Below are 10,643 nucleotides of genomic sequence, written 5' to 3' on the forward strand. Positions count from 1 at the left end.
ACGCTGGGTCGCGCGCTGCCGGTCCTCAACAACCCCTGATCGCCCCGTCGCCAGCCGTCGCCACCCGAGGAGAGACGTGACCGAGTCGCCCAGCGCCCCATCCGAGGGGGCCTACGCCGCTGCGGGGGTCTCGCTAACGGCGTGCTGTTTCCGATCAGGGGTTGTTGAGGACGGGGAGCGCCTTGCCCAACGTCGGGGAGCTCAGGCTGGCCTCGAGCAGGTGCTTGCCGAGCAGGCTCGCGTCCGGCAGCGCGATGGGGTACTCGCCGGTGAAGCAGGCCGTGCAGAGGCGCTCGGCCGGCTTGCTTGTGGACTCGACCATGCCCTCGAGCGAGATGTAGCCGAGCGTGTCGGCCCCGACGCTGGCGGCGATCTCCTCGGGCGTGAGGCCGTTGGCGATCAGCTCGGCGCGGGTGGCGAAGTCGATGCCGTAGAAGCACGGCCACTTCACCGGCGGGCTCGAGATGCGGACGTGCACCTCCACGGCGCCCGCCTCGCGCAGCATCCGCACCTGGGCGCGCTGGGTGTTGCCCCGGACGATCGAGTCGTCGACCACGACGATCCGCTTGCCGCGGATCATGTGCTCGAGGGCGTTGAGCTTGAGCCGGATGCCGAGCTGGCGCAGCGTCTGGCTGGGCTGGATGAAGGTGCGCCCGACGTAGGCGTTCTTGACGAAGCCCTGGCCGAACGGGATGCCCGACTCGGCGGCGTACCCGGACGCCGCGGGCGTGCCGGACTCGGGCACGGGCATGACGAGGTCGGCGTCGACGGGGAACTCCCGGGCCAGCCGGCGTCCCATCTCGACGCGCGCCTCGTGGACGTTGCGGCCACTGATGGTGGCGTCGGGGCGGGCGAGGTAGACGTACTCGAACACGCAGCCCTTGCGGGCCGGCTCGGCGAAGGTGTGGGAGCGCAGGCCGTTCTCGTCGATGACGATCATCTCGCCGGGCTCGACCTCGCGGACCACGCTCGCGCCGATCGTCGCGAGGGCGGCGTCCTCGCTGGCGACGACCCAGCCGCGATCGAGGCGGCCGAGCACCAGCGGGCGGATGCCCTGCGGGTCGCGGGCGGCGTAGAGGGTGCCCTCGTTCATCCAGACGAAGCAGAAGGCGCCGCGCAGCAGCGGCAGCACCTCCAGCGCACGCTGCTCCAGCGACGTGTCGGGGTGGTGCGCCAGCAGCGCGGTGACGAGCCCGGTGTCGTTGGTCGAGGTCTCGATGTCGCGGGACTGCAGCGGCAGCTCACCGTCGGGGTCGGGGAGGTCCTTGACCATCTGGGCGAGCTCGTGGGTGTTGATCAGGTTGCCGTTGTGGCCGAGCGCGATCGACCCGTCGACCGTCGGCCGGAAGGTCGGCTGCGCGTTCTGCCAGGTGCTGGCACCGGTCGTGGAGTAGCGGGAGTGGCCGATGGCCAGGTGCCCCTTGAGCGACTCGAGGGTCGACTCGTCGAAGACCTGCGATACCAGCCCCATGTCCTTGTAGACCAGGATCTGGCGCCCGTTGCTGACCGCGATGCCGGCGGACTCCTGGCCGCGGTGCTGCAGGGCGTACAGCCCGAAGTAGGTCAGCTTGGCGACGTCCTCGCCGGGCGCCCACACGCCGAAGACACCGCACGCGTCCTGCGGTCCCTGGTCCTGGGGGTCGATTGCCATGGTCAGACGGCCGTCGCCGCCCGTCCGCTTGCTCATCGGCTGAGGCACGTCTCGCAGTCTACGGCCGCGGACGCCCACGACCGCACCGACGTCCGCGGGCGGTCGTGGGCGGGGCGGTCACATCCGCGACGCGCCGTCCACGATCGCCTTCCGGATCCGCGTGTAGGTGCCGCACCGGCAGATGTTGCGGATCGTGTCGAGGTCGGCGTCCGTGATGGTCCCGCCCTCCCGGCTCACCTTGTTGACCAGCGCCACCGCGGCCATGATCTGGCCCGGCTGGCAGTAGCCGCACTGGGCCACGTCCTGGTCGAGCCAGGCCTCCTGCATCGGGTGGAGGCCGTGGTCGCCGCGCTGCGAGGGCTCGACCTGGTCGGGCAGTCCCTCGATGGTCGTGATCTCGTCGTCGGCACCGAGCCTGCCCACCGGGACCGCGCACGGGTTGAACGCCTTGCCGTTGATGTGGGACGTGCATGCCTTGCACACGTTGATCCCGCAGCCGTACTTCGGGCCGGTGATCCCGAGGCGGTCGCGCAGCACCCACAGGAGTCGTACGTCGTCCTCGACGTCGACCGTCACCCGCTCGCCGTTGACGATGAAAGTCTGCTCTGGCATGGGAGTGCTCCTCAGTAGGTGAGCTCGAGGCCGTCTGTCGGCGACTGCGGGATGGGCGGCGTGAAGGGCTTGGGCTCGAAGGACAGCCGGCCGTGGTTGATCGGGAACTCGGTCGGCATGGTGCCCGTCGCCCGGGCGTAGGCGCAGGCGACGGCGGCGAACGTGGCGGCCACGCCTGCCTCGCCCGCGCCGCCGGGCACCGTCTCCTCCGACGGCATGACGATGACGCGCACGTCGGGTGGGGTGTTCCACTGCCGCGTGTAGAAGTAGTTGTCCCAGCTGGCCTCGAGGAAGTGGCCGTCACGCAGGTGGAGGCTCGAGGTGAGGGCCAGGGCGATGCCGTCGTTGATGCCGCCCTGCATCTGGGCCTCCAACCCGCGGGGGTTGATGGCGAGCCCGACGTCGATGGCGAAGGTGACCCGGGTGACGCGCGGCCCGGTGACGGCGTTGCGGATGTCGCGACCGGTCGTCGCGGGCCGGGTGTCGATCTCCACCAGACAGGCCGAGAAGCCCTTGTACTCCTTGTGGATCGCGATGCCCTGCGCGGTGCCGGCGGGCATCGCCTTGCCCCACTCGCCGGCCTGGGCGACCGTGTCGAGCACGGCCAGGAGGCGCGGGTTGCGCTGGAACTTCCGGCGGAACTGGTAGGGGTCCATCCTCATCTTCGCGGCGAGCTTGTCGACGATCAGCTCGCTGGCGACGCGTACGTCGGGTGAGTAGATGTTGCGCATCGAGCCGGTGTTGAACCGGTCGTCGGTCTCGACGAGCGTCTGGACGACGGCGCCGAAGTCGTAGGGCACCTCCTGGGTGAGCGCGAAGATGGTCTCGGCGAAGCCGAGGTTGCCGACTCCGGCGGGCAGGTCGGCGGCAGCGGCGGTGATGATCTCGCCGAGGCCGTGGCGGAAGTCGGTCTCGACGCACGTCAACGACTGGTGGAAGGCGAGCACGTTGTTGCCGAGGACGGTGGCCTGCACCCGGCAGGTGCCCAGCGGGTGGGCACGGCCGACCCGGGCGTCGTCGGCGCGGTGCCACATCAGCTTGACCGGTGTGCCCATCTTCTGGGAGATCTCGGCCGCCTCGAGGGCGGCGTCGAAGAACAGCCGCCGGCCGAAGGAGCCCCCGGCGGTGACCACGTTGACCTTCACCCGGTCCTGCGGCATCCCGAGCAGCTCGGCGATGCGCTGCTGCGCCACGATGGGCGACTTGAGCCCGGCCCAGACGGTCGCCCCGTCGGGCCGCACGTCGGCGATGGCGCTGTTGGTGTCCATCGCGGAGTTGCTGCGGAACCAGAACGTGAAGTCGCCGGAGACGGTCTGCGCGAGCGGGGTGTCGGGCAGCTTGGGCATCGGGAGCTGGGCCGCGCGGAGCTTGCGCAGGATCGAGGCGTCGCTCTCGCCTGCGACCGGCCCCGCCTTCCACACGACGTCGAGGGCACGGACGGCGTCGATGCACTGGCCGAACGTCTCGGCGCGCACCGCGACGCCGGTGCTGACCTGCGCCACGTGGGTGACGCCGGGCATCGACTCGACCTGGGCCTGGTTGCGCACGGACACCGGTGTGCCGTTGAGCGTGGGTGCCCGGCACACCATCGTCGGCAGAGCGTCCGGGACGTCGAGGTCGGTGGTGAAGTCCTTGGCACCGGTCACGGCGGCCAGGGCGTCGACCCTGTTGGTCGGCTGGCCGACGAGGGTGAAGTCGTCCACGCCCTTCAGCTCGACCTCCACCGCGCGGGTCTGCACCCCGGCCGCCTTGACCGCGAGCTCGCCGTAGGTCACCGAGGCCCCGCTGGGCGCGGAGATGACGCCGCCCTTGGCGACGAGTCCGGCCACGGTGTCGCCGAGGACGATCGCGGCGGCCTCGAGCAGGGCCAGGCGCGCGACCGCCGCGGCCACGCGGATCGGCGTGTAGGTCGAGATGGTGGTGTTGGACCCGCCGGTCAGCTGGTTGAACCGCAGCTCGGGACGGGCCGGGGCAAGGGTGACCTCGACCTTGCTCAGGGGGAGGTCGAGCTCCTCGGCGATCAGCATCGCCGTGGACGTGGTGATGCCCTGGCCGACCTCCATCCGCGGCAGCTCGAAGCTGGCCGTGCCGTCCTCGTTGATGGTCACCGTGATCAGGTTGGCCGTCGGGCGCGCGGCGTCGGTGAGCATGTCGTTGAGGTCGTACAGCTCCGGGACCTGCGGCAGTGTCGGGATCTCGGCGCCGGCCGGCGGCGCGTCGACGAGCACCAGGTCGGCGGCGGCGACGAGGGTCGCCCCACCGAGGACGTAGCCGACGAAGCGGCGCCGGTCGAGGGCGTACGGCATCGAGGTCGCCGTCGAGATCGCCGTCGAGGTCGGCCCGACGTGGTCGTGGGGGTCGCGCAAGGGGGGCATCCGAGTCACCCGATCTGGATCAGCCCGGCAGCCTCCCGGGACAGAGGTCCCTCCCCAGGCACCGCGACGCCCACTGTGACAGTGTCACTGTCACCGTTCAAGCCGGCGTCCGCAGTCAGAGACGTCTCAGAGCAGCTGGGCCGCGCGGTGGAGGGCCAGCCGGGCGACGGCGCGGGTCGAGGCCGGGAGCGGGAGGGCGTCGAGCAGCGGGAGCGTCCGGGCCCAGGCCGGGTCCGAGGCCAGCGCGGCCTCGGGTCCGTCGTACGCCGGGTCCGACGCGCGTCGCACCGCCTCCTCCAGCGTGACCAGAGGGCTGCCGTTGCGCGGCACCCAGGTGTGGCCCGGGCGGCAGACCATGTCGTGGTGGAGCGACTCGATCAGGGAGGTGACCGTGTGGAAGGGCGCGGTGGTGACGAGGGCGGTCGCCAGGCCCACCAGTGCGGACGGCGCGAGGAGGGCCGGCACGCGGAGCCGGGTGAGGCCGGCGCCACGGGAGCAGGCCTGCATCAGGTCGGGGTAGGCGACGACGTCGGGACCGCCGACGTCGACGGCACCGCGCGGACCGTCGTCCTCGAGCGACTCGGTGATCGCGCGCAGGACGTCGGACACCGCGACCGGCTGCACGGAGCTGCGCATCCACGTCGGGACCGGCTGGACGACGAACAGGGTGGAGATCTGGCGGATGATCTCGAACGACGTGGACCCCGCTCCCAGCACCACGCCGGCCCGCAGCGCCACGGCACCGTCGGTCGCCGCGAGCAGGATCCGCTCCACCTCGAGGCGTGAGGCGATGTGGGCCGACAGCTCGGTCTCCGCGACGTCGGGCACGAGCCCGGAGAGGTAGACGAGGCGGCGTACGTCGCTGTCCACGACCGCCGCAGCCACGACCTCGGCCCCGAGGCGATCGCGGTCGGAGAAGTCGGTGCGGTTGAGCGAGTGGACCAGGTAGACGACCGCGTCGACGCCGCGCACGGCGGCGGCGACCGCGCTGGGATCGATCACGTCGCAGCGGATCGCGCGCACCCGCGGGTCCCACCCGAAGCGCTGGGGGTCGGGGACGGATGACGATGCGGCCACCACCTCGTGGCCGTCCTCGAGCAGGTGCGGGACGAGGCGCGAGCCGACGTAGCCGGTGGCCCCGAGGACCAGGACCTTCACGCTTCACCCAGGTGCTTGAGGAGGTTGCGGGAGAAGACGACGCCCATGTGCTTGACCACCTGGACCATCACACCCTCGACCGCTCGCCTGGCCAGGCCGGGAAGCGGGAGCTTGCAGGCGATCTCGAGGTCGATGCTCACGTCGGTGCCGCCGTCGGTGCGGTCGGCCAGGACGTAGGTGCCCTGCACGGCCGTCATCTCGTCGGGGCGGGAGGGGTCGTGGCGGAACTGGATCCGGTCCTCGGGCTCGAACTCCATCAGCTCGGTGAAGCGCGGCGCCACCGAGATCCCGAGCACCGGGATGGTGCCCATTCGCCAGAGCCACTTGTCGCCCTCGACGTCGATCGAGGTGACGTAGGGCGTGATCCGGGCGATGAGGGATGCGTCGACCAGGGCGGCCCACACCTCGCTGCGCGGCGAGCGGAGCGCCGCCGAGGAGCGGTCGCGGGCGGTGAAGGTGGCCATTGGCTCAAACTACTGGCAGGGTGCGCGGCCCCTTTCGGGTGATCAGCCCCGAGGGAGCTCGCCCAGGTTGCGCAGCAGCAGCGCCTCGGCCTTGACGACCTTCTCGAACTCCGCCAGGTGGAGGCCCTCGTTGGCGCCGTGCGCACGGGTGTCGGGGTCCTCCACGCCCGTGACCAGCACGCTGGCCTGCGGGAACGCCTCGAGGAACTCGGCGATGAACGGGATGGAGCCGCCCACGCCCATGTCGACGGGCTCGGTGCCGTCCCAGGCCTCGGTGAACGCGCGGCGCGCCGCGTCGTACGCCGGGCCGGTGGCGTCGATCGCGGTGGGCTCACCGGTGTCGACGAGGGCGACCGAGAGCTCGGCGCCCCAGGCGACGTGCGCCTCGAGGTGGGCGCGCAGGCAGGCCAGGGCGTTCTCGGTGGTGTCGCCCGGGGCGACGCGCAGCGAGATCTTGGCGCGGGCGGAGGCGACGAGGGTGTTGCTGGCACCGTCGACCTTGGGGGCGTCGAGGCCGGTGATGCTGAGTGCGGGCCTGGTCCAGAGCCGCTCGACCGCGGAGCCGTCGCCGATCCACTCGATGCCGGGAACCGCGCCGGACTCGGCCCGGAGCCGTTCCTCCGGGTAGTCCACGTCGGCCGCCGGGCCGCTCTGCAGGCCGGAGATCGCGACGTTGCCGCGGTCGTCGTGGAGCGTGGCGATCAGGCGGCTCAGGGTGATGAGCGCGTCGGGGACCAGGCCGCCCCACATGCCGGAGTGCACCGCGTGGGTGAGGGTGCGGACGGTGACGTCGACCCGGACCAGGCCGCGCAGGCTGGTGGTGAGAGCGGGGACGCCGATGTCCCAGTTGCCGGAGTCGGCGATCACGATGACGTCGGCGGAGAGCTGGTCCCGGTGCTCCTTCAGGAGGGCCGGGAGGGTGTCGCTGCCGACCTCCTCCTCGCCCTCGATGAACATCGTGACGCTCACGGGCAGGTCGTCGCCGTACACCCGCAGGGCACCGAGGTGCGCCGCGATGCCGGCCTTGTCGTCGGCCGCGCCGCGGGCGTAGAGCCGGCCGTCGCGCTCGGTCGGCTCGAACGGCGGGGAGTCCCACTCCGCGTGGTCGGTCTCGGGCTGCACGTCGTGGTGGGCGTAGAGCAGCACGGTCGGGGCGCCAGCTGGGCCCGACTTGTGCGCGATGACCGCGGGGGCACCGCCCTCGGCGCTGACGATCTCGACGGTGTCGAAGCTCTCGGCACGGAACAGCTCGGCGACCGCCTCGGCGCTGCGCCGCACCTCGCCCGCGCGGGCCGGGTCGGCGCTGACCGACTCGATCCGCACCAGGTCCTCGAGGTCCTGCCGGATGCCGGGCAGCAACCCGGTCACCGCGGTCCTGATGTCGTCGATGGCGGTGGTCTCACTCATGCCGGTCAACCTATCCGGCGGCGCAGTCCGTGACGAAATGCCTCGTGCGGCAGTCGGCCGGGGAGCATCTCGTCACGGGCTACGCCAACGGGAGGTACGGCGTGAGGTCGGCGCGCTCGCCGCTCGCGTGGACCCTGCCGGACTGCTCGGCGTCGGGCCAGGACACCTCGCCGCTGGCCAGGGTGATCCAGGTGGCGGCGTCCATCTCGACGACGGCCGGCGGGGTGCCGCGGGTGTGGCGGACCCCCTCGACGGCCTGCACCGCGGCGTAGGGCGGCACCCGCACCTCGACGGAGCGACCGGGCGCCCGGGTCTCGAGCACGGCCAGGAAGTGCTTGGTGAGCAGGCGCAGGTCGGCCGGCGTCCGCTCCCCCGCGGTGAACCTCTCGAGCGCCGCGGCGAGGACCGCGGGGTCGGCGAGGCGGAGTCGGGCGGGCACGGCCCCGACTCTAGGACTCCCTGTCGCCGCGGTGGGCGACGGAGTCCGGGTGCGGCTGCAGGGCCATGAACAGCTGGTAGGTCCGGCGCTCGTCGCTGCGGCCCCGCGTGCGCGCCGCCCACGCCTGGATGAGCTCGTCCAGCTCCGCGGCGAGCTCGGCCGCCTCCTGCTTGGTCAGTCGCAGCGACTCGTCCGTGACCGTGCGCATCGTGTCCTCGACCGGCACCGTGGAGTAGGCCTGCTCGATCATCCGGTAGCCCGCGGCGATCGCCGTGCGCACGAACACCGAGACGGCCGCCTTCCCGCCGGGCGACGCCTCGAGCTCGGCCAGGTTGACCCGCATGCCCCGCTCGTCGGCGACCCGCCACACCCGGTCACGCTTGTCGCGGGCCTCTTCGGGGGCCTCCTCGACCAGCCCGTACTTCGCCAGCTGGCGCAGGTGGAAGCTGGCCTGGTTGGCCGGGATCCCCAGCTCGCGGGCGACGTCGGCGGCGCGCATGGCGCCGGTCGCGGAGAGCTCGCTCAGGATCCGGTTGCGGACCGGGTGCGCGATGGCCCGCAGGACCCGCGGATCGTGCACCGTCTCCAGGCCGGCCCACGGGTCGGGGTGCTCGTCGTCCGGGGTCTCGGGGGTCACCGGAACAGCCTACCAAGATCGCGCACGTACTATTGCGCAACTATACTTGCGCACTATATGGTGCAGAATATGCCCGGCTATCGCGACCTCGCCCGCAACCACGACTTCACCGTGCTGTGGGTCGGCCAGACCGTCTCCGAGCTCGGCAGCTCGGTGAGCATGTTCGTGTTCCCGCTGGTCACCTTCCACCTCACCGGCTCCCCGCTGGCCGCCGCGGCCGCCGAGGCCCTGTACCTGCTCGGCATGGCCGGAACGCTCCTCCCGGCGGGCGTGCTGGCCGACCGCGTCGACCGGCGGTTGGTGATGCGGACCGCGAGCGGAGCCGGCCTGCTGCTCTACGGCTCGCTGGCCGCGGCCGGGATCGCCGGGCGGTTGACGCTCCCGCACCTGCTGGTCATCGCCCTCCTGACCGGGGTTGCGGCGGGGGCGTTCATGCCCGCCGAGACCTCCGCCGTCCGCACGGTGGTCCGCACCGCGGACCTGCCCACCGCGCTCAGCCAGAACCAGGCCCGCCAGCACGTCGCGAGCCTGGTCGGCGCGCCCGTGGGCGGGCTGCTGTACGGCGCGACGCGCTGGCTGCCGTTCGCCGCCGATGCGATGTCGTACGCCCTGTCCTTCGTCCTGCTGGGCCGGATCCGCGCCGACCTCTCGGCACCGGAGCCCGCCGGGCCACGACGGAGCGCCCGCCAGGACATCGCCGCCGGGATCCGCTACACGTGGTCGCGCCCGTTCTTCCGGGTGCTGCTGCTCTGGTCGCCGCTCACGAACCTGGTCGTCAACGCGCTGTTCTTCGTGGCGATGCTGCGCCTCATCCAGGGTGGCTTCCCGCCCGTCCAGATCGGCCTCGTCTCGACCGCCGCCGGCGTCTCGGGCATCCTCGGGGCAATCGCGGCGCCGGCGATCATCGACTGCTTCCCCACCGGCTGGCTGACGATCGCCGGCGCCTGGAGCTTCGTGCCGCTGCTGGTCCCGCTCGCGCTGTGGAACCAGCCGCTCGTGGTGGCGGCCGCAGTGGGCGTCGGGCTCTTCCTCAACCCGGCCGGCAACGCGGGCGTGGGCTCCTACCGGATCGCGATCACCCCCGACGAGCTCCAGGGCCGGATCCAGTCGACGATGCAGTTCGTGTCCATGTCGGCGATGCCGCTCTCCCCCGTCCTCGCGGGCGCCCTGCTGAGCGGGCTCGGCGGCGGCCGGGCGATGGCGGTGCTCGGCGTGCTCACCGCACTGGTCGCGCTGATCCCCACCCTGAGCCGCCACGTCCGGGCCGTGCCACGCCCGTCGGCCTGGGTCGCCGAGGCGGCGCCGGCCCGCGCCGCCTGAGGCGACCCGTGACGCTGACCCGCCAGAAACTTTCGGGCGGGTCAGCGATGAGTTTCGGGCGGGTCAGCGCAGGGTGTCGAGGATCCCCAGCGTCCTCGTCCAGGCGTCCGAGGTGGGGTCGATGACGACGAAGTGGTCGCCGCTCACCCGCACCAGCTCGGCCCGGGCACCCGCGGCGGCGGCAGCCTCGACGTACCCCTCGGACTGGCCGATCGGGACGGTCGTGTCGTCCTCGCCGTGCACGCACCACACGGGCACGTCGAGCGGGAGCTGCTGCTGCGGGTCCGCCGGGGCGTCGGCCGGGCGGGGCGCGTGGCCGAGGAACGCCTCGACGGCGCCGCCCCCCAGGCCCTGGTCGTACGCCGATCGCAGGTCCAGGACCCCCGCCTGGGACACCACGGCGGTGACGTCGACGCCGCCGGCCCACTGCTCGAAGCGGCCGCGCGACGCGGTCCACGCGGCGAGGTGACCGCCGGCCGAGTGCCCGAGCGTGACGACCGTCGACAGGTCGAGGTCGAGGTCGGCCAGCTTGTCGATGCCGGCCGCGACGTCGTCGAGGGTGGCGGGAGCGCCGCCCCCT

Annotated in this window: 10 protein-coding genes; 1 reads left to right on the forward strand and 9 read right to left on the reverse strand. The window is 72.3% G+C overall.

Annotated features, from left to right (window positions below):
* Window positions 1-154: 154 nt before the first annotated feature.
* The 8 genes from purF to JWN97_RS10625 all read right to left on the reverse strand — a co-directional run bounded on the left by purF (window position 155) and on the right by JWN97_RS10625 (window position 8,743).
* Window positions 155-1,687, reverse strand: a complete 1,533-nt coding sequence (purF, locus tag JWN97_RS10590) for an amidophosphoribosyltransferase (RefSeq protein WP_297622195.1) — start codon at window positions 1,685-1,687, stop codon at window positions 155-157.
* Window positions 1,688-1,768: 81 nt separating this feature from the next.
* Window positions 1,769-2,263, reverse strand: a complete 495-nt coding sequence (locus tag JWN97_RS10595; RefSeq protein ID WP_297622177.1) for a (2Fe-2S)-binding protein — start codon at window positions 2,261-2,263, stop codon at window positions 1,769-1,771.
* Window positions 2,264-2,274: 11 nt separating this feature from the next.
* Window positions 2,275-4,629 carry a molybdopterin cofactor-binding domain-containing protein gene (locus JWN97_RS10600; protein WP_297622179.1) on the reverse strand — a complete coding sequence of 785 codons (2,355 nt, stop codon included), beginning with the start codon at window positions 4,627-4,629 and terminating at the stop codon, window positions 2,275-2,277.
* Window positions 4,630-4,764: 135 nt separating this feature from the next.
* Window positions 4,765-5,796, reverse strand: coding sequence for an NAD(P)H-binding protein (locus JWN97_RS10605; RefSeq protein ID WP_297622181.1), 1,032 nt, complete (start codon window positions 5,794-5,796; stop codon window positions 4,765-4,767).
* Window positions 5,793-6,260, reverse strand: coding sequence for an SRPBCC family protein (locus tag JWN97_RS10610; protein ID WP_297622183.1), 468 nt, complete (start codon window positions 6,258-6,260; stop codon window positions 5,793-5,795). The genes JWN97_RS10605 and JWN97_RS10610 overlap by 4 nt, the downstream gene beginning before the upstream one ends.
* Before the next feature lie 42 nt (window positions 6,261-6,302).
* Entirely contained in the window at window positions 6,303-7,667 is a 1,365-nt protein-coding gene (locus JWN97_RS10615) for a dipeptidase (RefSeq protein ID WP_297622185.1), read from the reverse strand.
* A 79-nt stretch (window positions 7,668-7,746) separates the two neighbouring features.
* A complete protein-coding gene (locus JWN97_RS10620) occupies window positions 7,747-8,106 on the reverse strand; it encodes a sterol carrier family protein (protein ID WP_297622187.1) in 360 nt (119 codons plus the stop codon).
* A gap of 10 nt (window positions 8,107-8,116) precedes the next feature.
* Window positions 8,117-8,743, reverse strand: coding sequence for a helix-turn-helix domain-containing protein (locus JWN97_RS10625; protein WP_297622189.1), 627 nt, complete (start codon window positions 8,741-8,743; stop codon window positions 8,117-8,119).
* Window positions 8,744-8,812: 69 nt separating this feature from the next.
* Here JWN97_RS10625 and JWN97_RS10630 point away from each other — a divergent pair, with 69 nt between their 5' ends.
* Window positions 8,813-10,063 carry an MFS transporter gene (locus tag JWN97_RS10630; protein ID WP_297622191.1) on the forward strand — a complete coding sequence of 417 codons (1,251 nt, stop codon included), beginning with the start codon at window positions 8,813-8,815 and terminating at the stop codon, window positions 10,061-10,063.
* A gap of 63 nt (window positions 10,064-10,126) precedes the next feature.
* Here JWN97_RS10630 and JWN97_RS10635 read toward each other — a convergent pair.
* A partial coding sequence (locus JWN97_RS10635) for a prolyl oligopeptidase family serine peptidase (RefSeq protein ID WP_297622193.1) occupies window positions 10,127-10,643 on the reverse strand: 517 nt, incomplete at its 5' end.

The organism is Nocardioides sp. (assembly GCF_025965415.1).
Taxonomy (GTDB): domain Bacteria; phylum Actinomycetota; class Actinomycetes; order Propionibacteriales; family Nocardioidaceae; genus Nocardioides.

Coding starts and splice junctions, on each gene's coding strand:
- purF (WP_297622195.1), bottom strand. CDS start 1,687: ATGAGCAAGCGGACGGGCGGCGACGGCCGTCTGACCATGGCAATCGAC.
- JWN97_RS10610 (WP_297622183.1), bottom strand. CDS start 6,260: ATGGCCACCTTCACCGCCCGCGACCGCTCCTCGGCGGCGCTCCGCTCG.
- JWN97_RS10615 (WP_297622185.1), bottom strand. CDS start 7,667: ATGAGTGAGACCACCGCCATCGACGACATCAGGACCGCGGTGACCGGG.
- JWN97_RS10630 (WP_297622191.1), top strand. CDS start 8,813: ATGCCCGGCTATCGCGACCTCGCCCGCAACCACGACTTCACCGTGCTG.
- JWN97_RS10595 (WP_297622177.1), bottom strand. CDS start 2,263: ATGCCAGAGCAGACTTTCATCGTCAACGGCGAGCGGGTGACGGTCGAC.